Source organism: Planococcus halotolerans (assembly GCF_003289955.1).
GTDB lineage: Bacteria > Bacillota > Bacilli > Bacillales_A > Planococcaceae > Planococcus > Planococcus halotolerans.
Genome location: NZ_QLZR01000001.1, coordinates 488,832 through 515,157 on the forward strand (window position 1 = coordinate 488,832; position 26,326 = coordinate 515,157).

General features: G+C 41.1%; 20 protein-coding genes. 2 read left to right on the top strand and 18 right to left on the bottom strand.

Annotated elements, in window-relative coordinates; translation table 11 throughout:
* Positions 1-37: 37 nt before the first annotated feature.
* The 5 genes from DP120_RS02270 to DP120_RS02290 form a co-directional block, all read right to left on the bottom strand.
* The gene (locus tag DP120_RS02270) at positions 38-2,935 is read right to left on the bottom strand and encodes a DEAD/DEAH box helicase (protein WP_112221554.1); all 2,898 of its coding nucleotides are present in this window, start codon (positions 2,933-2,935) and stop codon (positions 38-40) included.
* A gap of 21 nt (positions 2,936-2,956) precedes the next feature.
* Positions 2,957-3,370, bottom strand: a complete 414-nt coding sequence (locus DP120_RS02275; protein WP_112221555.1) for a (deoxy)nucleoside triphosphate pyrophosphohydrolase — start codon at positions 3,368-3,370, stop codon at positions 2,957-2,959.
* A gap of 27 nt (positions 3,371-3,397) precedes the next feature.
* Positions 3,398-4,423 (bottom strand): McrC family protein, encoded by a 1,026-nt coding sequence (locus DP120_RS02280; protein WP_112221556.1) that lies wholly within the window; start codon positions 4,421-4,423, stop codon positions 3,398-3,400.
* A gap of 1 nt (position 4,424) precedes the next feature.
* Positions 4,425-7,385, bottom strand: a complete 2,961-nt coding sequence (locus DP120_RS02285; RefSeq protein WP_165843698.1) for an AAA family ATPase — start codon at positions 7,383-7,385, stop codon at positions 4,425-4,427.
* A gap of 595 nt (positions 7,386-7,980) precedes the next feature.
* Positions 7,981-9,840 (bottom strand): LTA synthase family protein, encoded by a 1,860-nt coding sequence (locus DP120_RS02290; RefSeq protein ID WP_112221558.1) that lies wholly within the window; start codon positions 9,838-9,840, stop codon positions 7,981-7,983.
* A gap of 391 nt (positions 9,841-10,231) precedes the next feature.
* Here DP120_RS02290 and DP120_RS02295 point away from each other — a divergent pair, with 391 nt between their 5' ends.
* Positions 10,232-11,257: a DNA/RNA non-specific endonuclease gene (locus DP120_RS02295; RefSeq protein ID WP_112221559.1), complete on the top strand. Its 1,026-nt coding sequence runs from the start codon at positions 10,232-10,234 to the stop codon at positions 11,255-11,257.
* 393 nt (positions 11,258-11,650) lie between these two features.
* Here DP120_RS02295 and DP120_RS02300 read toward each other — a convergent pair whose 3' ends face one another.
* The 13 genes from DP120_RS02300 to DP120_RS02360 all read right to left on the bottom strand — a co-directional run bounded on the left by DP120_RS02300 (position 11,651) and on the right by DP120_RS02360 (position 25,487).
* Positions 11,651-12,409, bottom strand: coding sequence for an IclR family transcriptional regulator (locus DP120_RS02300; RefSeq protein WP_112221560.1), 759 nt, complete (start codon positions 12,407-12,409; stop codon positions 11,651-11,653).
* Positions 12,410-12,497: 88 nt separating this feature from the next.
* On the bottom strand, positions 12,498-13,565 hold the full coding sequence (locus DP120_RS02305; protein WP_112221561.1) for a tartrate dehydrogenase: 1,068 nt from the start codon (positions 13,563-13,565) through the stop codon (positions 12,498-12,500).
* Positions 13,566-13,599: 34 nt separating this feature from the next.
* Positions 13,600-14,793 carry a thiolase family protein gene (locus DP120_RS02310; RefSeq protein ID WP_112221562.1) on the bottom strand — a complete coding sequence of 398 codons (1,194 nt, stop codon included), beginning with the start codon at positions 14,791-14,793 and terminating at the stop codon, positions 13,600-13,602.
* 16 nt (positions 14,794-14,809) lie between these two features.
* Positions 14,810-15,961: an acyl-CoA dehydrogenase family protein gene (locus DP120_RS02315; protein ID WP_112221563.1), complete on the bottom strand. Its 1,152-nt coding sequence runs from the start codon at positions 15,959-15,961 to the stop codon at positions 14,810-14,812.
* Between the two features lie 14 nt (positions 15,962-15,975).
* Positions 15,976-16,755, bottom strand: coding sequence for an enoyl-CoA hydratase/isomerase family protein (locus DP120_RS02320; protein WP_112221564.1), 780 nt, complete (start codon positions 16,753-16,755; stop codon positions 15,976-15,978).
* Positions 16,756-16,761: 6 nt separating this feature from the next.
* Positions 16,762-17,613, bottom strand: coding sequence for a 3-hydroxyacyl-CoA dehydrogenase (locus DP120_RS02325; protein WP_112221565.1), 852 nt, complete (start codon positions 17,611-17,613; stop codon positions 16,762-16,764).
* Positions 17,614-17,699: 86 nt separating this feature from the next.
* Complete coding sequence (locus DP120_RS02330) at positions 17,700-19,043, bottom strand: hypothetical protein (protein ID WP_112221566.1); 1,344 nt, start codon at positions 19,041-19,043, stop codon at positions 17,700-17,702.
* Between the two features lie 15 nt (positions 19,044-19,058).
* A complete protein-coding gene (locus tag DP120_RS02335; protein ID WP_112221567.1) occupies positions 19,059-20,039 on the bottom strand; it encodes an NAD(P)H-dependent flavin oxidoreductase in 981 nt (326 codons plus the stop codon).
* A 16-nt stretch (positions 20,040-20,055) separates the two neighbouring features.
* On the bottom strand, positions 20,056-21,069 hold the full coding sequence (locus DP120_RS02340) for an NAD(P)-dependent oxidoreductase (RefSeq protein ID WP_112221568.1): 1,014 nt from the start codon (positions 21,067-21,069) through the stop codon (positions 20,056-20,058).
* Between the two features lie 72 nt (positions 21,070-21,141).
* Positions 21,142-23,118: a TRAP transporter permease gene (locus tag DP120_RS02345; protein ID WP_112221569.1), complete on the bottom strand. Its 1,977-nt coding sequence runs from the start codon at positions 23,116-23,118 to the stop codon at positions 21,142-21,144.
* 32 nt (positions 23,119-23,150) lie between these two features.
* The gene (locus DP120_RS02350) at positions 23,151-24,149 is read right to left on the bottom strand and encodes a TAXI family TRAP transporter solute-binding subunit (RefSeq protein ID WP_112221570.1); all 999 of its coding nucleotides are present in this window, start codon (positions 24,147-24,149) and stop codon (positions 23,151-23,153) included.
* Positions 24,150-24,160: 11 nt separating this feature from the next.
* The gene (locus DP120_RS02355; RefSeq protein ID WP_112221571.1) at positions 24,161-24,814 is read right to left on the bottom strand and encodes a 3-oxoacid CoA-transferase subunit B; all 654 of its coding nucleotides are present in this window, start codon (positions 24,812-24,814) and stop codon (positions 24,161-24,163) included.
* A complete protein-coding gene (locus tag DP120_RS02360) occupies positions 24,792-25,487 on the bottom strand; it encodes a CoA transferase subunit A (RefSeq protein WP_112221572.1) in 696 nt (231 codons plus the stop codon). Before DP120_RS02360 ends, DP120_RS02355 begins: the two co-directional genes overlap by 23 nt.
* Positions 25,488-25,751: 264 nt before the next feature.
* On the opposite strand from DP120_RS02360, the gene DP120_RS02365 reads away from it, so the two are divergent.
* Entirely contained in the window at positions 25,752-26,171 is a 420-nt protein-coding gene (locus DP120_RS02365; protein WP_112221573.1) for a hypothetical protein, read from the top strand.
* The last annotated feature ends 155 nt before the right edge of the window (positions 26,172-26,326 follow it).

Consider the following 26,326-nt stretch of genomic DNA (forward strand, 5'->3'; position numbering starts at 1 on the left):
TCCTCACTATTCTTTAAATCTTAATAATGATCTAACTTTAATTCTCTGCACTTCCAATATAATAAAACAATTTACTCTCCACACTATTCTCCAGCATCAAGTTCATATGCACGACTGGAATTGTCTTATCGTTTTTGTCTTGCATCGTTGATTGCTCTACTGCATTTTGGTCCGGCACTGCTTTCCCTAGATAGTAAAAGTCTCCGCCTTCGTCGTTATCTTTCTTGATAAACAGATGCAGATCGATATTGTTTTGTTCTGCGTTTATGATCGTTTGGACTTCTCGCGACGACAGCGTACGGTTGCTGCGGGTCGACCATTTGAAGATTTCTTGGTTGATGAATTCTTCGTTATAGGCGACACTCGATTCTACCTCATCATTTTTATGGTAGGTCACGAAAATCGGACATGTGCCGTGTTTTGTTTTATAGCCATACATCGTGGAGCTTTCGTCGTTATCCCAATTTAATAAGCGACAAGCGTCTTTGCGCGTGTATTTCTTGTACAAAGTCAGCGGTTGCTCACATGTATAATGCTTACTCAATTCAAGAGCACTGGCGATAAGATCTATTACCATTTCTTTAAATATAAAGTTCGATTCCAAGCGATTCTGCAGTTGTTCATGCAGCTTGAAATTACCTTCATTGTCAGTTAGTACTAATGGCTTTTCGCCATATTTTTTCTGTAAGCCTATGTTATAAAAGCTTAAATCCAAAATTCTTTTGACGGATGCCAGTGTTTCATTGTCGATATAGCAATTATTTTCTTGTAAGCAATTTTGATATTCTTCAAGAGAGACAATAGACTGCTTTATTAAGAGATCGAGCAGCAAGATTTCATGCTTCCGTTTGCCACTTAGGATCTCCAGCGACAGCATTGTAATTACTTGATCTTCATACGCAGAGAGAACAGGATCCAATTCTTTCAGTTTTAATAAGAAACGATAATAGTTTTGGTATTTCTGCACGATCACTAACGGATCGATCGAGTTATGCTGGATAAAGTCCTGCAGTTGCGGGATATGACCAATGCGGTTTTTCAGTTCAATATAGGCATCGCGCAACAATTTCATATCCGTTAAGTTGCTGCGTTTGATCGCGCTAAAGACGCGGTTTTTTGCAATCGCTTCAAAGTTCACCGTCGAAATCCCTTTGATATAGCTGGTGTCTTTCATCCGTCGGCGGATATTGTCTTTATTTTGCGAGCGGTCCCCGGATAGGGCAACTGGAATCAGGTAATTGTTTTTATAGTTGCCGATAAAATCGATGATGGTGACGAATTCCTTTGAGTTATGTTTTCGTAAGCCGCGACCTAATTGCTGGATAAAGATGATGCTCGATTGCGTTTGACGCAGCATAACCACTTGGTTAACGCTTGGAATATCAATTCCTTCATTGAATATGTCCACCGTTAAGATATAGTCGAGTTGCTCGCTTTTCAACAATTCTACTTGCCGCAGCCGTTCTTCTTGTGAATGATCTCCTGTCAGCGCTGTGGTACGTAATCCTCTTTTATTGAACTCCACTGAAAGTTGCAGAGCTTCATCTTTTCGACTACAAAACATTAAGCCACGAACTTTTTCTCCCGAATGGCCATAATATAGAATTTTATCGAGGATATGGTCGACGCGTTCGTTGGTGATCAGCTTCGCAAATGCCGTAGCTTCATCAATTACGCCTTCTTCGTATTCGACGTCTGTCACGCCGTAATAATGGAAAGGACACAGCATGTCTTCTTCCATCGCTTCCTGCAAGCGAATTTCATAAGCGACATTGTAATCAAACAGCTCATAGATATTAAAATCGTCAGTCCGCTCCGGCGTCGCCGTCATGCCCATCAAGAATTGTGGCTTGAAATGCTCTATTACCTTAAGATAGGATTTCGCCCCAGCTTTATGCACTTCATCGATTAAAATATAATCGAATGCTTCAGGGTCTAATTGCTTCAGCGTGGATTCTTTGGAAATAGTCTGTATGGTCGCAAATAAATAACGTGCATCTGTTTGCCGGCTTGAACCGGACAAAATTCCGAAATCCTTTTCCATTCCCCCAAGAATCTGCATAAAATCTGATTTTGCTTTTTGTAAAATTTGTTCTCTATGTACGATAAATAACATGCGTTTCGGTGCAAAACTCCTCACATCAAACGCTGATAAATAAGTCTTACCTGTACCTGTCGCTGAAACGACTAATCCCTTGTCATGACCAGCTTCCCGTACCGCTTGAATTTCTCTTAACGCCACTTGCTGCATTTTATTGGGTTTAACCTCTACAGCTTCTTTGAGGGGATTTCTTGGATAAGCTTCCGGAAGTTCCGCTACTTGGCCTACTTCTCTTCTAAAATCTGTTGGCACATATGATTTTTCGTATTCGGCAATCCACTCAGGTGTGAGTACTTGCGATTCATCCCATACTTCCTCGAACTGATCCTTGAAATGATGCACCAAATCCCCGTTTTCATGTGAACTGAGCTTTACGTTCCATTCGTAATTCACCTTTAACGCTTGTGCCGTTAGGTTTGAACTCCCGACGATCAACGTTTGATGCGTCTTGTGAGAAAAGATATAACCCTTTGAATGGAAGCCTTTCATTCCTGATAGACGCACTTCCACATTTGTCAGCTTCAATAACTCTTTAAAAACCTTAGGTTGATTGAAGTTTAAAAATGTAGAAGTCAGAATGCGCCCTTTAACGCCTTTCTGATGCAAATCTAGAAAATGAGATTTCAACGTCGCCAAACCACTTTCTGTGATAAATGCCACCGAAAAGATGAACGACTCACAATGATCGAGTTCTTCTACTAATGAGTTCAGTACATGCTCATTCGTTTTTGCATTATTGATCAATAGCGTCGGCTTATACCGCTCGCTGCTGGACTTATTCTGATCAATAAATCCTTTATATAGAGAATCCTCTAGGTTCTGCAAAAAATTCATGGTTCTCCCGCCCATCATTTTCTAATAAGGTAGCTGCTCCGAATTCCGCGCTAGCTTTTCAATCGCTGGTATATCCGCTGGTGCCCATTCCAGTTGTTCCAGTTCAGCTGGTGCTAGCCAATTGATGGCGATGTGCTCCGTTAAAACAGGCGTCCCTTTGACTAAGCGGCAGTAAAAAGTCGTCAGGTGCACAATGCCGAAATCATATTCGTAGACCGTGTGCTCGACTTGCTCGCCAATTTCTATTTCACAATGCATTTCTTCTTGGATCTCTCGTTGCAAAGCGGATTGTGGCGTCTCACCTTGTTCGATCTTGCCGCCCGGAAATTCCCAAAGGCCCGGCAACGCCTTTTCGAACCCTCGCTGCGCACAAAGAATTTTCCCGTTAAGGGTGATGACTGCTCCTACTACGTGGATGTTTTTCTTAGATTCGATTTTTACTACCTCCTATAGTTAGTGCTACTAACTAATAACTTCTTTAAGCTTATTATAAATATCCTTCCAAGCTCCATCTAAATCCAAAGTCACCACTTCCATCGTCATTCGCTCATTCCAGACATACTTTTCATCAACAGCATTGCCATTAAACGGATAGATTAAAATCCCCCGCAAATTCAAGTCTGGCTCTTGGTGCATTAAGTAAGTGAATAGTTGATACATATTATGGCTGTGAAACGATGATTTCCCATGATGGACTTGGAATATATTCTTATAAAACTTAGCATCAATAATGATCTTTTCGGGCTTATTCTTATGGATCAAAGATACATCGGTCCGCATGCCTGGTAAAAGAGCTTTGTTCCCTTCCAATTTCCATTGCATGCCTTCCCCTTTTACGCGGTATTCTTTCTGTTCAATTTTATAGAAGTTGAACAGGAATTTCTCGAAAATACCATTTAACGAGCGCTCGTCCAGCTGGGCTGAAAACAGGCTCCAGTTGCCATTTTTATGCGATAGCAGCGTCATTTCATGCAATAGGAGTGCGATCTGCAGCACCCGCTTGTAATGCAGTTTATGACGACCAAATATCATTTTGGCAAAAGAAGATTTAGTGAGCGGAGGCGCATCAACTTCTGCCATCAACTCCATGTATTTAAAGCTATGAGCTTTTGTTTCCTGCTTCACATACCGATTTAAAGTGATTGATTTCAATGTCGATTTGATCAATTTATTCAGCCAGATATTGGCTGTGTATTCATCCTTCTCACAAACCACAATCGGCTTTTTGGAAATGATGTAAGACATGGACTCTTCCATCACCATTCTTCCTGCTAAACGATTAGTCGGTTCTGCAATTGCTACATAGTCTTTTACTAAACCGCGGCGATTCACTTTCTCCACTTCTTTTAAAAACTGTTTGCAGATAAAGTCGTAAGTGATTAAATCTTCGTCTACGTCATTCATGCTATTGATCAGTTCCGGCATATTGTCGGCATAACTCAAAAGGACAAAAAGATTTCGGATGGGAACTTTAAAGATTTCTTCCATCTTATATTTCCTCTGTCAATCGCTCTACTTCTTCAGGCCGATCGAAATAATACTCTTCCAGTAAAGGTAAAATTTCGAAACTCATGATGCCGTCAAACCAATTATATTCACTGATGTCGTCCGGCTTGGCTGAGAAGAACGAATGGCCAATTGCATAGCCGCTTCCAAGTTGATAATCATTAATAATTTCGTGATTTAACTTTTCGACTGTCTGCTGAATTTTGCTAATCATCTCAGCCGAAACATTCTCTTTGATCATGTGCTGACGCCATTTTTCATTGAATGCCGGTTCCAGCGTTACGAAAGCAAAACGGCGGCGTAATGCGACTTCCAGCTGCGCCAATGACCGGTCGGCTGTATTCATCGTACCGATCAAATGCAAATTGCTTGGAACTGTAAATTTTAGTTTTGAATAACCCATCGTTACAAATTCATCGCGTTTGTCCCGCTCAATCAACATAAATAACTCACCGAAGATCTTCGAAAGATTACCTCTATTGATTTCATCAATGACGAAGTAATAATCTTCTTCAGGGTTATTAAGTGCCCGCTGGCAGAAATCATAGAATACGCCGTATTGAAGAGAAAATCCGTTTTCTTTTGGCCGGAATCCCATCACAAAATCTTCATAAGAATAATTTTGGTGAAATTGCACCATTTCCACACGGCTCTCATCTTTTGTGCCCATAAGGGAATAAGCCAATCTCTTCGAAACAAACGTTTTCCCTACTCCAGGAGGTCCTTGGAGGATAATATTTTTCTTGTACTTTAAGAGACTTGCGATTTTGTCATAAGTCTTTTCATCGATGAATACCTCTTCAAGAAATGCGTCTTTGGAATAAGACTCGTATATTTGCCTCTCCCCAATCGTTTCTCCAAGCGCTTCTTTTAAATTCGGTTTTAAGCTCCACATGAAACGATTGCTGTCTTCGTATTCACCCTCAAATAACACACACCAATTACAAACAGTTCCGTCATCACGGTGCACATCTTTCAACCCTGTTTCTTCTTTTATTCTTTTTGCTAAATTCACTACCGGAAGGTTGAAAGAATTCCGGCTCATCCCCAATGCTTCACCTAATTGCGTTGCCGTTGCCTGTCCGCCTAATTCATACATTTTCGTCAAATAAACCAAATCTTTTTCATGGAAAATGTTGTTGTCTGTCAGTAATTCAGACCACTTATCTTTTGTGAGTTCTTTTAATACCGGACTTACAGGCTCTATAGTTATTTCTTCGTTTTTAAACTCATCAAGAACATCAATAATTTTGCTATGGAAATCTTCATAAGAAAAACTTTCTGCATCATCCACGTGCGCTACACTTCTTTGACCGCCTTTTGGATGCTCATCTCCGTAATGCAATCCATATTCAATACCCTTAGGATCTACAGCCACAAATAATTGCGGCGCTAACCGATGGCTTCCGTTTTCGGTTTCATATACAGCCAGCCAGCAACGCGAAGTTCCGAATTGATTGTTCCAGCTATAGCCATTTAACACTCTATCCTCAAAGAACTTAAGATCCTTAAACTCTTCAAACTGTCGAATAGCACGATGTATTTTTGTGAGTTCGATCTGAACTTTTTTCTTTTTATCAAAATAATACAGTTGGAAGAGAATCGAGAAATCACTCCAAGAGTTCAGGATTTTCGTTTCATATCTTCGGCTGATCTCTTGTTTGATAATTTCCATGTCTTCAAGCGATATCAGTCCATCCTCCAATATCTTTTCAATAATTTTATGGCGAATCAAATTCACTTTCTCATTGTTTCTATATTGATCGCTTACCTTTTCTAAAATCTCTGGATCTATATCAGCAATTTTTTGCAGCATTAATTCCTGGTCACGTTCGAACTCACCAAGCTTTGCCGAAAGATCAAATAAGTAATCCATTGCTGCTTCTACTTTAATCTGATCATATGTAATGGCGCAGTAGAAGAAATCTTGAATGTCCAAGGCAGTAAGGGACGGATTCTCCCTTTTGAAATGTTCTAAAGCCAGATTGCATATATAGCGGTAAAATTCATAATTTTTTCCCGCCGCTCCCAATTTGAAGTTGATATCATAATCCGCTTTAATCGCAGTAAATACTTCTTGTTTATAAATTGGGTATTCCTTGTAGTCTTTGGCAGCCAGTAAATAACCAAAAAGCGGTGCCCCAAGAGATATTTCGTTGCTGAATGTCTTGCCTTCTTCTCTGAATTTCTCAATTCGTTCGCTTATCGGAGCTTCAGAGGTATAAAGCTCGTTAAGCAAAGCCGCTACCCTTGCAGGTTTTGCTTCAGCAAACTTCACTAAATCAGCTGTATTGCTCCAATGGACAAAACTGCCTACATTCGGATTTTCCTTCTGCAGCTTTTTAACAATATCCACTACAGTTAGATTTGTAATTTCTTGTCCTTTCATAAACTCGTTTAAACGAGAAAGGACTTCTAGCTTGTAAGCCTCGTCGTAGAGCTCGTTCTCTTTAAATTTTATGTATCTCCCATAAGCCATATCGATATATGAACTGTCGAATAGCTTCTTTCTAATTTCGGAATAGTCGGTTTGAGAAGGCATAGCTTTTCCTTCTTTTAAATCTTCCTCAAAGTAAATTTCTGCCGCCTTTTCAAGCTCATAGCGCAGAGTCCAAACTAAACGATTTCTGTCTGGCTGCCATTCCCCTAAAAAAGGAATATGCCATGTTCTTTTTTCACCACTAATGTTTTGTGGATAAACAATTTGAGGTAAATGGTTCATGATTCTTTTACCCAAGCGATCAATTTGAAGCATTAAAGCTGTACTCCCTGTTAATTTTAAATAACGAGCAATTGACGCAGCATGTAGATTTCCTTGATGTAGCATGACAGCCAAGACCATTTGTCTGTCTCTTTCTTTAAAAATCCCATCATTCCGAAGCATGTCCAACCATTGAGCTTCTGTAATCTCTAACGGGGTATCGTAGATAGTTTGTTCAGCCATTCCTATCATCCCTTCGCCTTTTGGATTGAGTTTCTTCTATATATATATATATTTGTAAGTTTGTTTTTTAATGTTCCGATTACATTTACCTCTATTATAACGGCTATAGCCAGAAATTAATTGACGAATCTAAATATTTCCAAACAAAATATTATCATTAACTAGGATTTGTCTTTCACTTCGCATTAATTCCAGTCTCCATCATGAATCTTCCAAAACAAAAAGACTGCCAGGCTATTAAAAAGCCGGCAGTCTTGTTATATTGCATGTGACGTGGAAAATTCCCATCTTTATATATTCCATTAAACTATATCTATTAGTTAAATTGAATTTAAGCACTAGTTCTTTTATTTCACTTTACCTGCTTTCTAACCTAACAGGCGCAGAGAAATTTCTAGAGATATGAAGCAAAACAGCGAGACTCCCAAGGGAATAGAAACGGAGTTGGCTTTCCAACTCCGTTTCTAGCGAAGTGCTAAGATCCACTCGAGCGAAGGGTACCGAGCTCGAGTTAGCTCAGCGCAAGCCCCCAGGAAAGCGAGCTGTTTTGCGGAATATTGGTTAGTATTCTACACTCCTTCAACCTCTATAATTCTCACTCTCCCCCAACCATATACCTCAATAAATCCCCAAAAATAATCTTATCCGACAGCTTCAACTCTTCCCGTACCGTTTCCAGAGAAGGTTCACATTGCTGAATGTCGATCTCGTGTCCGGTTTCTTTGTCATAACATACATTGTCTTTGTAAATGTAATCGTCCGAGATGAAACTGCCGTCCCGGAAAATGACGGGATGGTCGCTGTCCCGGGTGAACAGGTTATGGCCGAAGGAGTATCTTTCTTCCGCCTGGATGCCCATCAGATGGAGCAGGGTCGGGCGTATATCGATTTCGCCGCCAGGGGTTGCGATGGTTTCGCCTTGCTGGCCGGGAATATGGATGATCAGCGGCACTTGTTTATGTTGCATCTGGTTGGTTATGGTGGCTTCTTCGCCCAACAGCTCGTTCAGGCCTACTTCGTATTTTTCGGAAATGCCGTAATGGTCACCCGCCAGGACAAATACGGTATCTTCGTACATGCCTTCTTCTTTTAATTTTTCAAAAAAGGTCTCGAGCGATTTGTCTAAATAACGGACAGTGGTGACATAGCGGTTTACGACATCCTCTTCGGTAACCGCCTCGTCGATGAACATGTCTTCTTCCTCCAGCAAGAAAGGAAAATGATTCGTCAGGGTGAGAAATTTTGCGTAATACGGTTCTGGCAGATTCTTCATATAGTCCGCTGATTGTGTAAAGAAAGGAGTGTCCTTTAATCCATAGTTTACCGAATTCTCTTCGGTAACGGTATAGTCCTCTTTCGAGAAATACCGGTCGTAGCCCAATGTCTCATACATGACATTGCGGTTCCAAAATGTATCCACATTGCCATGGAATGTGGCAGCGTAATAATCTTTTTCTTCCTTTAAAATATGCGGCAGGCTATGGAATGTGTTTTCCGGTCTTCTGACAAACACCGAACCGCTCGCGAGCGGATACAGGCTCGTGTCCATCATGAATTCCGCATCGGACGTTTTCCCTTGTGCCGTTTGATCGTAGACCTGGTTGAAATAAAAGCTGTCTTCGATCAAATCAATCAGAAACGGCGTCACTTCTTCCCCGTTCACTTTTTGGCCGATCACGAAGTCCTGGGTGGACTCAAGACTGATCAGGACAATATTTTTGCCTTCCGCTAACCCGTACAGATCGGTGCGTCCAGGATCTTTATGCTGCAGAGACTCTATGGAAGCAACGGCTTCAGCCTCTGTCATGGTCAACCGCTGTAAAGGCGCGCTAATCCCGACCGCAATGTCATACACATGATAATTCAGCGGGCCCAAGGACTTGACCACCTGTTCCCTGTCATAGGATTCAGAAAACAGATGAACGGATTTCACCAGCCCTAAGCTAATGGTCAGTACCAATAAAGCTGCACCAAATGCGATATACTTCTTCTTCGTTTGTTTTTGAATGGTAAGCTCAAACTTCTTTTTAAAAAGAAACCAGCCGATTAAAAACAAATCAACGAAGAGTAAAACATCCCAAAAGCTCATCAACTCGACGGTGCTGGCGCTTAAGCCGCCGACGTTATCGAACTGAAACAGAATTGGTGCCGTCACAAAGTCATTGTAGAACCGGTAATAGAGAAGGTCACCGTAAAGAATAGCTGTCCCCGCCACTGACAGCCCGAACAATATGGCAGGTTTCACTTTTTCACCAAAGTAAAAACTGAAGCCCATCACTAAAAGCAGTGCACCGATCGAACTTGTCAGGATCAGCACAATGTCAAAAAGGGACTGGATGCTGAGGTTAAATCCTATCAAACAGACGATTACCGTCTTTAGCCAAAGGATGCCTGTGATCAGTAAAGTAAGTTGGATGCCTGTTAAGTTTTTAAGTCTTTCATTCTGGAAATTCATTTTAAATCAGCTCAACTTTACTTTGTGTCTTTTTTTGATGAACAGTGGCAACTTTCAATTTATGTATTCTGAGGATAATTTATGTTGTTCCATCTATATATATTTGCCCTTTTTCATTGTAAATGAAACGGGATAACAGGCAACTCTAAAAGCTACGGAGTAACTCCGAAATATTTTAGAGAACAAAATTTGGAAACTCTATTATAGATAATCAAAAGGGAAAATGAAAAGTTTCGTTTTCGCTTCTATACGTCAGAAACAAGGACACATCTAAATATTTCCAAACAAATTTTTATTAATACCTAGGATTTGTCTTTCATTCCATGTTATATTTTGTTATGGAACCCGGCAATATAGAACTATAAAGCGATATTCGTAGAGGAGCACTGAAATGACAAAGAAAATGAATTATTTACTCGTACTATTATTGGCCATCTTTATGGCTGGCTGCACCGATGTTGAAGAGGCAGTAAAGACAGATGTAGAAACAGCTGTACAGGAAGAAACGTCAGCTGAAAAAGAAGAAGCACGCTTAGCGGCAGAGAAAGAAGCCGAGGAAAAAGCGAAAGCTGAGGAGCTTGCGAAAGAAAAAGAAGCGCAGGAACTGGCAGCCAAAGAAAAAGCTGAAGCGGAAGCAGCAGCCAAACAAGAAGATGAATTGTTCGCAGGATACGAATTGATCGAAGTGGATGGCGGAGATTTGTCCGGACATCGTGAAGCCAATGTCGTCGTTGACATCGGTTTTGGAGACCGCGAATACTGGGCATTTACGAACGAACACGGCCAATTGGTGCGCGTCGTTGCTGCCGAAGTCATTGTACAGGATGATGACAGCGAACCCGTATTATCGACTGGCAGATACTATTCCGATGAGGCAAAAGTTCCCGGTGTCGAAAGTGACATTTTAGATGAAGGACATGTCATCGCCGATTCTCTTGGAGGCGTGGCGAATGCCTATAATATTACCCCGCAGGAAAGCACGCTCAACCGGCACGGTGACCAGGCTTATATGGAAGACGTAATCCGTGATGCAGGCGGGGCAACGAATTTCGAGGCCATCATCACCTACCCCGATACAGAAACGCAGATTCCCTCAAGCTATCAGTATACCTACACGGTAATGGGCAATGAAGTCGTGGATAAATACGACAACGGCAACCCAGATGAAGTGAACGCATCACTCGGTCTGACAGGCAGTGACTCTTCGGATTCAAGCAGTGCGGCGACGGAAAGTGCGCCTGCCGAGTCAGCCCCTGCACCTTCAGGCGGTGACGTTTCCACAGTCGATACAAACGGCAATGGACAGGTGACGATTGCAGAAGCGAAAGCAGCAGGTTTCAGTATGCCGATCCCGAGCGATCATTGGCTGTATCAGTATATGGATGATCGTGATGGTGATGGGATGGTTGGGGAATAATTTATGATTGGTGGAGACGGTAATGCTTAGGCATTGCCGTTTTTTATTTGCATAACAAGATCCAATCCTAATCGATTCAAACGAAACAACACAACTTTTCTCTACTAATTTGTTTATTGAATAGAGTTTCACTAACGCACCACGTGTAATTCAACTAACAAATGGTCTTGAAAAATGATTTTCTTTTTAATGATTATTTTAAACCAAAGGAAGTTCAATATCGAAGAGCAGAGTAATGAGTTATTAAGAAATATAAAAAACTGCTGTGAATAAAGAATCCACTGCAGTTTTTTTATATTATCTAATCATTTTATGGCAGCAAGGATTAATTCTATTCTCCCGCGATTAATACGACGATAGGTTATGTACAATTACTCCGACTCCAGTTCCAATCTATTCTCGATACCCTAAATCTCTTGAAATTTTTTCAGAGGTTTCCCGCATTTTTTCGATAATAAATTTTTCCGTGTCTTCGTCAAATTTTATGATAGGTATACTTACTACTAGAGCAGCAATGACCTGTCCATGGTGATTCATGATCGGAAAAGAAAAACCTGCAGTGTCGGGATAAAATTCCGCCTTGCTTTGGGAGTAGCCTTGCAGGCGTATTTTTTCTAATTCTTTGGCTAAAACCTTTTTATCCGTAATAGTATTTTCAGTGACCTTTTTCAAATCGATTCTCTCGAGGATTTCTTCAATTACTTCCGGATTCAAGTAAGCAAATAATAATTTGGGTCCTGAACCTGTGTAAAGAGGCGTTCTTCCTCCAACTTTACTGTATAAGCGTATATGTTTCTTGCTTTCGATTTTCTCGACGTAAATCGCTTCTTCCCCGTCCAATACTGCTAGATGAACAGCTTCATTCAATTGCTCGCTCAATTCTTTCATATGAGGCAAAGCAACTCTGCGATAATCCAATTGATCAGCTACATAGCTGCCTAGTTCCAAAAGCTTCAAACCAAGATGATATTTTACATCATGGTTTGTATGCTTTGTTTTCACTAAAAATCCACTTGCTTCCAATGAAGAGATTAAGCGATAAGCTGTAGGTTTCGGCATATTATCTAATTCGGCTATTTCAGCAAGAGTAAGTTCTGGATACTCTTTGAAATATTCCAGTAATTGAAGGGCTTTAATGACACTTTGGTTCATATTTAAATAAGCCTCCCTAAAGTATATGTTGTTCTTCATTATACCTTACTATAATGAAGGGAGGGATTCGATAAAACATGCAAAACTGCTAGTCAGTTGTAGTATGTAGCATTTCTACTATTTGATCGCCAACCTCTTTTGTTGTAGCTTGGCCCTTCATATCCGGTGTAAGCACTTTTTTCTCAACCATTAAACTTTCAATTGTGTTCAATAATTTCTTGCCCCAAGCTTCATGGCCAAAGAAATCCAGCATCTGGCTGGCTGACCAAATTGCGGCCAACGGATTCGCCAATTCACGTCCTGCAATATCCGGAGCCGAACCATGGATCGGTTCAAACATGGATGGATAAATCTTTTCAGGATTGATATTGGCACCTGCCGCCAATCCCAGTCCGCCGGTCAATGCCGCTCCTAAATCCGTCAAGATATCACCAAACAGATTCGAAGTGACCACAATCTCGAACCTTTTTGGGTCAAGGACAAAAAACATGCTAGCCGCATCAACGAGATATGAGGCCGTTTTTACATCCGGATATTCTTTTCCAACTTCTTCAAACACTTGATCCCAAAAAACCATTGAATAATTCAAAGCATTTCCTTTGCTTATGCTTGTCAAAGATTTACCTGAAGCTCGTGCTTCTTCGTATGCAAAGCGAATGACACGTTCCGTCCCTTTACGGGAAAAGACACCGGTCTGCAGAACCACTTCTTCAGGCTTATCCTTAAACAGCCAATCTCCTGCTCCTGCATATTCACCTTCACTGTTTTCCCGGATGACCAGCATATCGATAGCCGGATCTTCTTTTATAGGACAAGGCGCACCGTTCAATAATTTAATCGGACGAAGGTTGATATATTGATCAAATCCTTTACGGATTTTCAACAGTAAATCCCATAATGAAATATGGTCAGGTACTCCGGGAAATCCGACAGCACCTAAATAAATCGCATCGAATTTGCTCAGCTGGTCCATGCCATCATCGTCCATCATTTTCCCATGTTCGCTGTAGAATTCGCAGCCCCATGGAAAACGCGTAAACTCGAAACGGAATGTTCCGTCCAGTTCAGAGATTTTTTCTAATACTTTAACGCCTTCATCGATTACCTCAGGACCGACACCGTCTCCAGGAATAAGCGCGATTTTGTAAATATCCAAAGCATTCCCTCTTTTCCAATCTGTTATTACAGCTTTATACTTGAAGGTTTTCTACAATCGTCGTGATACCTTGTCCACCGCCCATACAGAGTGTAACAATTCCATATTTTTCGCCGCTGCGTTCCATATTATGGAGAAGCTTTGTCATTAGAATGCTGCCAGTTGCCCCAATTGGATGACCAAGGGCAATAGCCCCGCCATTCACATTGACGCGTTTAATATCCAGATTCAGCCCTTTAATAACAGCCAGTGTCTGTGCTGCAAAAGCTTCATTCAATTCGACAAGTCCAATATCATTTAAAGTCAAACCCGCCATTTTTAATGCCTTAAGCGTAGACGGTACCGGCCCAATTCCCATAATTTCCGGAGAAACTCCCGCTACTGCCTGTGCAATGATGCGTGCTTTTGGTTTTAACCCGTGTTCCAGCGCTTTTTTATCGCTCATCATGAGTACAGCAGATGCAGCATCATTTCGTCCGCTTGCATTTCCAGCTGTGACAGAACCGCCTTCTTTGAAGACCGCTTTTAAGTTGCCCAGTTTTTCAACCGGTGTTTTTCTGGGATGTTCATCGGTATCAAAGACGGTAATCCCTTTTCTTGTTTTCAGCTCATATGGAACAATTTCCTTTTTAAAGTGACCTTCATTAATCGCTTTTTCAGCAAGTTCCTGACTCCTGAAAGCATATTCATCTTGTTCAGTCCGACCGATATTGTATTGATCCGCCAGGTTTTCTGCCGTCATGCCCATCGTTAGGTCGCCATATACTTCCATCGGCTGTGAACGCGGCTGGCTTTCGGTATTTGGGTCTACCAGCATGCCATTCCCCGCTCCATAGCCGTACCTTGCATTTCTCAGGTAATAAGGCGCTGTACTCATACTTTCTGCGCCGCCCGCTACGATTACCTCAGACAAACCAAGCCGAATTTGTTGATCTGCATTATTGATTGCCTGCAATCCCGAACCGCATTGACGGTGCACGGTATAGCCTGTCACTTCCACTGGCAAATCCGCCCGTAAAAGGGCTAAACGGGCAAGATTGGAAGAATCGGAACTTTGCTTCGCTTGCCCCATAATCACTTCGTCTACAAGACTTTTGTCGAAATCCCCTCTTGCCAAGACTTCATTAATCACTTTTGCTCCTAAAAAATCAACGAGTTCGTCTTTCAATGTTCCTCCCATTTTACCAATTGCAGTTCTTACCGACTCTACGATTACTGGGTTATTCAAATTATTTCACTCCCATTCATTTTTTGTATTCTTTTTTCAACTGGGCAGCAATAATGTTTTTTTGAATCTCTGACGTTCCTTCGTAAATTTTTGTGATGCGTGCATCGCGATAATAACGCTCAATTGGATAATCTTTCATATAACCAATTCCGGCATGAATTTGAACTGCCAAATCTGCAACGCGATTATAGACATCTGAACCGTATAATTTCGCAATGGCCGCTTCTTTGATAACACGCTGTTTATCATCTGTCATCCAGGCTACACGGTACGTCATAGCGCGTAAGACTTCGATTTGCATGCTGATTTCTGCTAGCATATGCTGGATTGCCTGGTTTTCAAAAATCGGTTTCCCGAACTGCTCTCTTTCGAAGGAGTAGTCCATGCAGTGTTCCAATAGACGTTCTGATGAACCCAGGTTTCTGGCTGCAAGTCCCGCACGGCCATTTGCCAATATTTTTAAGGCGTTGACATAACCTTGTCCTTCTTCACCCAGCACATTTTCAACCGGCACTTCCATATTGTCAAAAAACAATTCTGCTGAATGCGATCCGCGCAATCCCATTTTCTCTTCAACCGCGCCTACTTTGAAGCCTGGAAAATCTTTTTCCACGATAAAAGAAGTGATTCCTTTGGCTCCTTTTGATGGGTCAGTCGAAGCCATAACTGTAAAGACGTGCCCATCGACGGCATTGGTGATGTAATGTTTCGATCCATTTATGATGTATTTATCGCCTTGTCTTACAGCTTTGGTCGTTAAAGCTGCCGCATTTGATCCAGCTGCAGGTTCTGTTAACGCAAATGCGCCAATCCATTCTCCTGTGGCCATTTTCGGCAAGTATTTTTTCTTTTGTTCTTCAGTCCCCAGTTCAACAATTCCCACTGAACCGATTCCTGTGTGAGCACCGATTAAAGTAGTATAACCGTTATGCGTTTTGCCTAATTCTTCATAAACCGCACATTTACCGACCATATCAAGTCCCAAGCCGCCATACTCTTCAGGAATGCTCAGTCCGAACAGCCCCATGTCCTTCGACATTTCAATAATATGTGCCGGAATTTCATCATTTTTTTCAATCTCCATTGCCACCGCTTCTACTTCTTCCCGGATAAACTTACGTACCCCTTTACGGATTGATTCAATATCTTCTGTAAATGAAAAATTCATTAATATGCACTCCTTTATTGGTTTTTAAATTCCGGTTTTCTTTTTTCTAAAAACGCGGCTGTTCCTTCAGCTTTGTCTTCTGTACCAAAAACAATGGTTTGTGCCAGTTTCTCAAGCATTAATGCCGTATCCAAGTCAACATCATAACCGCGATGAACGACCATTTTCGCCAATTTAATCGCGACTGGACCTTTCGAACTGATCGCTTCTGCTTTTTGCTCAATAACAGCATCCAATTCTGAAATCGGTACAACTTCAGTAACGAGACCAATTTGTTCAGCTTTCTTGCCACTGATCATTGCACCAGTCAAAATCATGTCGAGTGCCCTGCCTTTTCCAACAATCCGGGCCAGGCGCTGAGTTCCCCCTGCGCCGGGAATGATCCCTAAATTCAATTCCGGCAAACCGATTTTTGCATGTTCTGCCGCTATCCGGATATCACATGACAGCGCAAGTTCGCAGCCGCCGCCCAGTGCAAAGCCATTAATCGCTGCAATTGTCGCTTTGCTGCAGTTTTCAATTTTTTTATACGCACCTTGCATACCCGGTATTAAAGCGTCCAGCATTTTTCGTTCCTTCAGCTGGCCAATATCGGCTCCTGCTGCAAATGATTTATCACCCGCACCTTTGAAGACGATGACGTGTATCGACGGATCTTTTTCACAGCGATCAACCGCTTCTTCTATCTCCGCCAAAGTTGCTGCATTCAATGCGTTTCTCACTTCGGGACGATTAATCGTAATTAATGCATAATGTTTGGTGAGCGTCAGCTGTATATTTTCAAACATATTCATCACCTCTTAATTTTTATCGTAGTTATAAAATCCTTTACCTGATTTTCGGCCAAGCCGTCCAGCTTTAACATATTTAATCAATAATGGACATGGACGGTATTTTTCGCCCAAAGTTTGATAAAGATATTCCATATTGCGCAAACGTGTGTCGAGTCCGACAAGATCTGCCAGTTCTAAAGGCCCCATCGGGTGATTCAGCCCAAGTTTCAGAGCTTTGTCAATATCTTCAGCAGATGCGACGCCTTCCATCAGCATATTCATCGCTTCATTGCCAATCAGACAATTCATACGACTTGTGACAAAGCCGGGAAATTCATTTACTTCCACCGTCTGCTTGCCAAGTCGCTCGCCCACTTCTTTGGCTAAAGCAACCGTTTCATCGGAAGTATCCAATCCGCGGATGATTTCTATCAATTTCATCTTGTGCACAGGATTAAAGAAATGCATTGCCAAAAACTTGTCCGGACGGGAAAGCTGAGCCCCTATTTCTGTCGGGCTCATTGTTGAAGTATTTGTCGCCAGAAGGGTGTGCGGAGGACATTGTTCATCCAAGCGTTTAAAAATGTCAATTTTCAAATCCATGTTTTCAAGAACTGCCTCAATTACGACATCTGCATTCTTTGCCGTCTCTTCAAAGTCCGCTGTATAAGTGATACTTTTTAATGCCGTTTCCACTTTTTCTGCAGAGACATATCCACGTTCCGCACTTTTATTCATTTCTTTTTCTATATATTCTCGAGCATTCTCAAGGGCTGTTTCGTTAATATCATGGAGTTTGACTTCATAACCGCTCAAAGCCGCCGTATAGGCAATTCCTCTTCCCATGACACCTGAGCCAATCACTGAAAAATTTTTCATAATTCCACTCCTTTTAATCGTTTCTAATAGTAAAATGACGTTTCATTTATTGATTGAAGGAAAAAGTCTCACACATGCTGAGACCGCTAGGACAACATAAAGTTTAAAACATAAACATATGTAAGTGCTGCTATTGAGGTGAAAAGAAAATACATGCCGTTCCATTTGTACGCCACCGTAACTCCATTCCTTTTCACACAGCTGCTGATGATGATATTCATGGCGTTTAGAGGGCTAATTGCCGCTGATAACATCCAGGAGAAGATACACATGAAAGCAATGATTAAAGGATGAATATCTATATCAGCGGAAATAAGTGCCGTCAAAATAAGCGGGATTATAATGATTTGATGCACGCCGATCATAGCTAGAATCGTCACGCAAACTACTATGAAAATGAATAAGATCCCAACAGAACGGACAGAAGCCCATTGCATGGTTTGCTCGATCACTGCTTTAACCGGAGTATTTGATATTGCATTGCCAAATACTCCAGCGCTCAAAAAGAGACAAATTTCTGTCTTCGTCTGCATCAATACCTTGTCTTTGTAAAGAAAAAATTCATTCTTAAGTACTTCCAGGCTTCCCCGCACGATAAACCAGAACATTGGTACAGACAAACAAATAATGCTGACTAGTAAAAGCATCGATTTATGCAGCCATTGCTCCATACTGATTAGCATTACAATAATCAGGAATACATAACTGATCAGCAGGAATATATGCTTTTTCTGTCCATCGTCTAATTGGGGTAGATTAGGGATATCAAGTTTCTGTTCTTTTAAAGCTTTGGGCCGAAATAAAAGCATGCCGCATATCAATTGAATCAAAGCGAATGCGATACCTACCGGTAAATAAGACATATACGTTATATCCAGGTAAAAAATCACAATGCCGACAGAAGCGAAAAAAGGCGACCAGATAACGGCAGGGGTGAATCCGATATAATAAGATTTCGATAAAATTTTCGGTGCTATTTTGATGTTTTCCACGAGCCCGTGGACGATTCTTAATGCACCCATATTTAGTATAGGAGAAACAATCACCATCACCGACGATAAGCCGTAAAAAATATTCCGTGGATTGTTTTTTAATTCATCGAGATAGGATACTGTACTTCCAATGATGCCTTCCCTTTTTAAAGGGACTGACAGCAAAGGAGCCAGGATTAAAATCGCCAGCAGTGGCATATTTTGTGTGATGCCCTGGAACAAAGCCAATCCGCGCCCATTCGCTGAATAATGGATGATCATCCCTATGATTAAAAGGGACAGCGTGAAGATTTTCGACTTTTTTTCCAGCAGCAGCCAGGAAGTGAAGAAAACTATAACAGTTAAGATACTATAGAAGATGCTCACTGTTCCACTTGCAATAAATGCATCGATTATATACAAAAAACACATCGTCAGAATAAGAGCAAATCTTAGCATTCCGCCCCTTCTCTCTTAAAAAGACTGTTTAGATTTTACTCTGCCGGCGGCATACAAATAATTTAATTGCTCATGATATTCTTTGATAATTTCTTCGAAAATTTCGTTGACGGTTTTTATTTCATTTACCAAACCAATGGATTGCCCTAAAGCAATTACGCCAGAATCCAAATTTCCTTCCGTTATCAATTTTTGATAGGATTCACCGTTGATATAAGGGATGATTTCGTCAAATGACGCTCCATTTTTTTCAAGCTCCAGCAAAGCAAGTGCATTTGCTGTTTTCATAACTCTTGCCGTCTTATTAATGGATTTTTTAACCAGAACAGTATCCGTTTCCTGCATTTTCACTAATTGCTCTTTTATGAAAGGATGCAACGCGACTTCTTTTGAAGTCAAAAAACGTGTCCCCATCTGGATCCCTTGCGCCCCTAGAGCAAACGCCGACAATGCGGCTTTTCCCGTTGAAATTCCGCCCGCCGCGATGACCGGAATCGAAAGTTCCTGTACCGCTCTTTGTGTTAAGGTCATTGTCGTAATGTCGTCCTGTCCAGGGTGGCCGCCACATTCATAGCCGACCACTACTACAGCATCACAGCCAATCGCTTCCGCTTTCTTGGCGAACCGGATAGAAGGGGATACATGAACCACTTTAATATTACTTTTCTTCAACTGTTCCATATACTGTTGAGGATTATTGCCCGATGTAAATACAACCGGCACCTCAGCTTCGATTGCACCTTCGATAAATTCGTCCATTGGCCTGCGTATACCAATGGCAGCATTCATACCAAAAGGGCGGGAAGTAAGAGTACGCGTTTTCTCAATATCCCTTAGCATTTCTGTTTTCGAAGCATAACTGCCAGCTGTGATCAAACCCAGTCCTCCAGCGTTAGAGACAGCCGAAACAAGGGCTGAAGTCCCCAGTCCTTGGAGTCCACCTTGAATAATCGGATATCTGATGCCGAACATTTCCGTTATACTTGTCTCGATCATCCACTCCACCTCTTTATCATTGCGGGCTTAAACCATGAACTTTCCGCTTTAGACTTCCTCCATTGACTATAGTGGGCACATCATTCCCATCCAATGCAGATACTAAATTTCGGGCAATGGTGACAGAAGTTTTCTTCGCTGCTTCCATACTGATCCCGCCAATATGAGGAGTGGCCACGACTTGCTTTAATCTAAAAAAAGGATGATCTTTTGGAGGAGGTTCTTGAGTAAACACATCTAATCCTGCACCAATGATGTCTCCGTTTTCCAGCACCTCGATTAAATCTTCTTCATTGATAAGTCCTCCGCGAGCAGTATTGACTAGGATAGCCTCTTTTTTCATCAATGACAAAAGTGACCTATCAATTATCCTTTCAGTTTCTTTTTGCAGTGGAATGTGCAAACTCACAATATCACTTTCTTGGAACAACTGTTCAATCGACGTCGTCAACTCCACATTCATTGCTTTGGCGAGTTTTTCACGTTCACCAGAAATCGTTCTGACATAAGCAGTCACTTCCATTCCAAAACCTGCCGACAAAATTTTCCCTACTTTTTGAGCAATGTTTCCAAAGCCGATAAGTCCAACTTTCTTGCCATGCATTTCGTGAGTATATCTGCCGTCCCGGTAAGAAAAATTCCCTTTCTTTGTTTCTTCATTGAATGAGGGAATATTTTTCATGACAGCCATTATCAAACTTACCGTATGTTCTGCTGTGGCTTGGCTGTTTAAACTGGGTGCATTTAAGATCGCAATGCCTTTTTCGGTAGCATAGTTGACATCAATATTATCCAAACCAACGCCGGCGCCAGAAATAGCTCTGACACCAGTACAATGGTCAAGAACCGCTTGGGTAATGGCAGCGGGAGCCCTCAAAATAATCCCATCGACGATATTGTTATCAAGAAATTGAATAATTTGCTGTTCATTGAATTCATTAAACTTCTTCACTTCTGCCAATTGATTTAAAACCTTTTCCCCTTCGGGATGATACATCGGAAGTATCTGTAAAATTTTGAGTCTGTCCATTACTTCCTCCCTTTACACCAATTTAATAACAACATGAACAAAACTTCTTAAATTCAAGTTGGAGATTGCTTATCATTCTTCCAATACCGGTTCATTTTCTTTTTCTGTTTGATTTAAAGTGAATTTTTGCAATACGATAATCGAAACTAAAATCGCAATACCGATAAGATCGCTCCATACACCAGGGATGATCATCAATAACGCACCGCTAAATAGAATAACTCGTTCATACCAAGTGGCGTTGCGGAGTAACCAGCCTTCCACTGCACAAGCGATTCCCCAAATACCGATACAAGCAGTAATTACCGATAAGATGATTGTTTGAGTGTCCCCTATTAATAGAAGAGATTCTCCGTAAACAAACATGAATGGCACGATAAAAGCCGCTAACCCTAACTTCATTGAAACAATTCCGGTTTTCATCGGCTCAGCCCCCGATATACCTGCGGCTGCGAATGCCGCCAGAGCTACCGGTGGAGTAATAGCCGACAAGATGGCAAAGTAGAAGATGAACATATGAGCAGCAAGTGGCGCTACGCCAAGCTCAATCAAGGCTGGAATTGTCAATGGAACTTGAACAATATATGCTGCTACAGTCGGCAATCCCATGCCTAAAATTATGCTGGTTATCATTGTAAATATGAGCGTAACAATCAAAATGCCGCCTGATAGTTCAATGATGATGCTGCTGAACTTTAAACCAATTCCTGTCAAGCCGATAATACCGATAATAATACCAGCTGCGGCACAAGCAATCGCTGTTTCAATGGCTGCTTTAGCACCCAGATCCAATGCACGGAAAATTGTTCCAAACGACAACCTTGTTGATTTCATGACTGCTGCCACTAGAATTGTTGCGCCAATTGAAAACAGACCCGCTCTCATTGGTGAGAATCCCGATACAAGCATATACACAATAACAATTAATGGTACGAAAAATAAGAAACCATTTTTCATTACTGTCCAGAAGTTTGGAAGCTCTGATTTTTCCAAGCCTATAAGACCAAGTCGCTTAGCTCTTAAATCCACTTGAAAGTATAAGCATAAATAGAATAATAATGCTGGAATAGCTGCTGCAAGTGCCACTTCCATATAAGGTATCCCCAAATAGGAAGCGATAATGAATGCCGAAGCTCCCATGATCGGCGGCATAATTTGGCCACCAGTAGAGGACACTGCTTCTACGGCTCCAGCGAATTCCTTTTTATATCCCGTTTTCTTCATAAGTGGGATTGTGAACGCTCCAGTAGTGACAGTATTCGCTACTGCACTGCCGGAAATCGTTCCCAAAATTGAACTTGCCACAATCGCTGTTTTGGCAGGTCCACCACGATATTTCCCCATTCCAGCAACAGACAGATTAATGAAGAATTGGCCTGCTCCTGAAACCTCCAGGAATTTCCCAAACAAGATAAACAAAAAAATAAACGTAGCTGAGACACCAAGCGGCGTACTGAATACACCTGTTACTGTATAAAAAAGATGGTCGACAATCCACATAGTGGTAAATTCTCTATGGGAAAGCACACCTGGAGCCAGATGACCCCAGATGCCATAGACCAAGCAAACCAAAATAATAAGTAATAACGCATTGCCTACTACACGTCTTGTCGCTTCAATAAGTAACAATCCGGCAATAATACCTATAGCGATTTCCAAAGTACTTAAAGTTTCAATGTAACTCATACGTGATGAAATACTTTGTGAATTTATTACAAAATACGAGTAAACACTTAAAGACAAAGCGATAAAAACCCAGTCATACCAAGGGATTTTCTCAGATTCCATAACTTTCTTGGTCGGTTTATAGACTGCAAAAGTCAGTGCCAGCGCAAACGCTAAGTGAGTGGATCGCTGCATAATCGATTCGAAAACACCGAAAAAAGCGGTATAAAGGTGAAAGAGAGACATTAATACGGCGATACAAGTGATGATTTTACCCGTCTTACCCTTCAGAGACCGAACTTTATTGTTCAAAACTCCCTCTTCTGAGTATACTTCTTCACTGTTTGTATTAATCGCTTCCTTAGTAGTTGTTAATTGAGTCATGGACGCACCTTCTTTTTTAGATTGTTCGGCTTTTACTCCATTGCCCCTACTTCTTTATAATATCTTTCAGCTCCAGGATGAAGGTTTCCAACATTATTTTCAACGGAATATTCCGGACTGAAATCGTTCATAGTAGAAGATAATGTTTTCCAATGTTCCTGATTTTCAAAAAGCATTTTTGTCAAATCATATACTGCTTCCTCGCCCATCAAGTCATCATTTACAAGCAATACTGTATAACCTGCAACTGTATTAATATCTTCAGTGATATTAGAATATGTGCCACCTTTGATTGTATAAGGAAGATAGCCTTCGTTCTTTTCATTTAATGCCGTCACTACTTCATCTTCAAGTGGCAACAGACGTATGCCCATTGTTGTATCCAATTCCTGGAAAGTCGAAAGAGGTGCAGCAACCATTCCAACAATTGCATCGATATGACCATCACGCAAAAGATCTGCACCGTCTGCAGTTCCAATATACTCAACTCCGCCAAGATCATCATAAGACATATCTACAGCACTCAACATATCTTTAAAAGCAAGTTCACCACTATACCCTGCAATTCCGGGACTTACTTTTTTGCCTTTCAAATCTTCAAGAGACTGAATATCAGAATCTTCCCTTACGACCATATGGAAAACATTCGGATATAATGTAGCGACTGTACTTACATTTTCAATTTTTTCCTCAAATTCATTTAGCCCGTTTAAAGCTTCAGGTACTGTTTGGCCATTAGCAAAGCCAAGAGCAAAAGTTCCTTGTCCTAATCCCAGTAAATTGGAAACAGAACCACCTTCTACAATTGTTACAGATGAATCAGGATATATAGGCGCCATTTTATCAGCCATACCGGCAGATAATGTATACCAGAAACCACCCACTGTTGCTGAACCGAATGCCAGATCTTTTGGTACAGCGTCCGTTTCTGCTGCTTTACTTGAACCGCCTTCTGTTCCTGACTCTTCCGAAGAACATGCTGCCAATGCCAAAATCGATACCAATAACAATAATCCCAACAACTTTTTCATATAAATTCCCCCTATACTCTGATTAGTTTCTTAGTACTTAACTCGTAACTTGCAGGTGTGATTTCTTTCAACTCTTCTAATGTAATATCTGAAAGCACTTCTATCAAAAACATCTTTTCGTCTTTAAATTCAAATACCGCATGTTCAGTGACGATCATGTCCACTTTACGGACACCGCTGCTCGGAAAAGTCAATTTTTTGAGTAGTTTTGGTGTACCGTCTTTTGAAGTGTGCATCGTTGCAATAATTATTTTTTTCGCTCCAGCCACCAAATCCATTGCTCCGCCGACACCTAGGATATTTTGGCCGGGCACTGCCCAATTGGCAACCTCTCCTGTTTCATCCACTTGCAATGTTCCTAACACAGCTACATCCACATGTCCGCCTCTAATCATTAGAAACGAATCAGAACTGTCGAATATTGAAGCTCCGGTCTCAACGGAAACAGGTTTCTTGCTGGCACTGATCAAATCCATATTAACGAATTCTTCTTCCGGTGTCGGACCCATTCCGAGCAACCCGTTCTCCGAATGCAAGTAAACATCTTTGCCTTCAATATAGTCTGGAATCAAAGTAGGAATTCCCACTCCCAGGTTAATAATTTGATTATCTTCAAATTCCTCAGCAATTCTTCGGGCTATTTTAATTCGTTGTTGCTGGCTCAACGTACCTTCCCCCTTCTTTCACATATTTGGTAACTACTACATAATCGACAAACAGATGCGGTGTGACAATTTCCTCTGGTTTAATTTCCCCTGCTTCAACAATTTCGTCAACTTCAGCAATGACAAGCTTAGCAGCTGTCGCCATGACAGGATTAAAGTTGCGACCTGTTTGGTCGTAGATTAAATTGCCGAGTGTATCCGCTTTCAAAGCTTTGATCAAAGCTACGTCCCCTTTAATCGCTTTTTCAAGGATATAGTCTCCATCGTCAAAAGTCATTTGATGCTTTCCTTCAGCAAGCTTCGTTCCAACTGCTGTCTTTGTGTAGAAACCACCTATTCCGGCTCCTCCGCAACGAATCGCTTCTGCTAAAGTTCCCTGTGGAACCAGCTCTATTTCCAATTCTCCCTTCGACCAAGCATTTACTGCATCTCCATTGGTTGTAAAATAAGAACCGATGGCTTTTTTCAAATTGCCTGATACAAGTAATTTTCCTAATCCCTTACCCTTTTCTCCTAAATTATTACTAACTACCGTCAAATTCTTTTTACCTGAAGTTGCAATTTCATCGATTAATGATAACGGAGTCCCAGATAAACCAAAGCCACCAACAAGCAACTTATCGCCGTCTTTTATTAACTCAGAAAAGTGTTCTAACTTTAATAGTTTTTTCATTGTTTACTCCTTCCTATCAAAAAGCATAATAATATTATTAATTTTAAAGCGCTTTCATTTCGTTTCGATTATTGAAACGACATTTCATTTATTGGTGGTAAGGTAATTATAATCGAGTAAAAATTTAAATTCAACAAAAATATTGAATATTTTAAAAATAAAATTTAGTGCAATAATAATTAGTTTAGCTATACAACTATTAATATAATTTTTAACCAAATTCAAAAGAAAGTTTCTTCACCCTTATATATAGGAGTGATAATTATGAGAATGTGCAAATTATGCAGGAAAAAGCCGCGGGTGGACAACACGGGCCATGTGTTTTGTTCAGATGATTGTTTTAAGAAGTTCGAGGATGGGCCGGATGACTTCAGCCATCCCTATATCGATGATTACGACATGCTGCGGATCGCCTATATCGATTGGATGCAGAACTATGAAGGCGATTTGCATAAGAGCATCTATTTCGGTTATCCGAAGAAGAGCGATTTACTGGAGTGGCTGGATGAAACGATGGATCCTTACTGGGATTATTACGGGCTGGCGGGAAGTGACGGTATATTTTCGGAAGAGATTTTCTTCTATATAAAGGAGCTGCTTGGATTGCAGGAGACGGCAAGGGATTGGGAGGTGGATGAGCGGAAGTATGGAAAGTGGCTCAGAAGGCTGGAAGCCAAAAAATGAATTCACTAATCCAAAATAGTTAAATCAATGATAAATTTTAAATTAAAAACCGGACCCAAAGAGAAAACATTTTCGGGAGCCGGTTTTTCATTCTTTTAATCCTCTGGTTTTATACCTCGAAATAAAACTGTCTCCTGATAAGTTAGTACAAAGTA

Coding starts and splice junctions, on each gene's coding strand:
- DP120_RS02325 (WP_112221565.1), bottom strand. CDS start 17,613: ATGAAAAATTTTTCAGTGATTGGCTCAGGTGTCATGGGAAGAGGAATT.
- DP120_RS02340 (WP_112221568.1), bottom strand. CDS start 21,069: ATGGACAGACTCAAAATTTTACAGATACTTCCGATGTATCATCCCGAA.
- DP120_RS02285 (WP_165843698.1), bottom strand. CDS start 7,385: ATGGCTGAACAAACTATCTACGATACCCCGTTAGAGATTACAGAAGCT.
- DP120_RS02330 (WP_112221566.1), bottom strand. CDS start 19,043: ATGCTAAGATTTGCTCTTATTCTGACGATGTGTTTTTTGTATATAATC.
- DP120_RS02280 (WP_112221556.1), bottom strand. CDS start 4,423: ATGGAAGAAATCTTTAAAGTTCCCATCCGAAATCTTTTTGTCCTTTTG.
- DP120_RS02320 (WP_112221564.1), bottom strand. CDS start 16,755: ATGAATATGTTTGAAAATATACAGCTGACGCTCACCAAACATTATGCA.
- DP120_RS02315 (WP_112221563.1), bottom strand. CDS start 15,961: ATGAATTTTTCATTTACAGAAGATATTGAATCAATCCGTAAAGGGGTA.
- DP120_RS02360 (WP_112221572.1), bottom strand. CDS start 25,487: ATGAAAAAACTATTAAAGTTAGAACACTTTTCTGAGTTAATAAAAGAC.
- DP120_RS02345 (WP_112221569.1), bottom strand. CDS start 23,118: ATGACTCAATTAACAACTACTAAGGAAGCGATTAATACAAACAGTGAA.
- DP120_RS02295 (WP_112221559.1), top strand. CDS start 10,232: ATGACAAAGAAAATGAATTATTTACTCGTACTATTATTGGCCATCTTT.
- DP120_RS02365 (WP_112221573.1), top strand. CDS start 25,752: ATGAGAATGTGCAAATTATGCAGGAAAAAGCCGCGGGTGGACAACACG.
- DP120_RS02270 (WP_112221554.1), bottom strand. CDS start 2,935: ATGAATTTTTTGCAGAACCTAGAGGATTCTCTATATAAAGGATTTATT.
- DP120_RS02290 (WP_112221558.1), bottom strand. CDS start 9,840: ATGAATTTCCAGAATGAAAGACTTAAAAACTTAACAGGCATCCAACTT.
- DP120_RS02350 (WP_112221570.1), bottom strand. CDS start 24,149: ATGAAAAAGTTGTTGGGATTATTGTTATTGGTATCGATTTTGGCATTG.
- DP120_RS02335 (WP_112221567.1), bottom strand. CDS start 20,039: ATGATCGAGACAAGTATAACGGAAATGTTCGGCATCAGATATCCGATT.
- DP120_RS02300 (WP_112221560.1), bottom strand. CDS start 12,409: ATGAACCAAAGTGTCATTAAAGCCCTTCAATTACTGGAATATTTCAAA.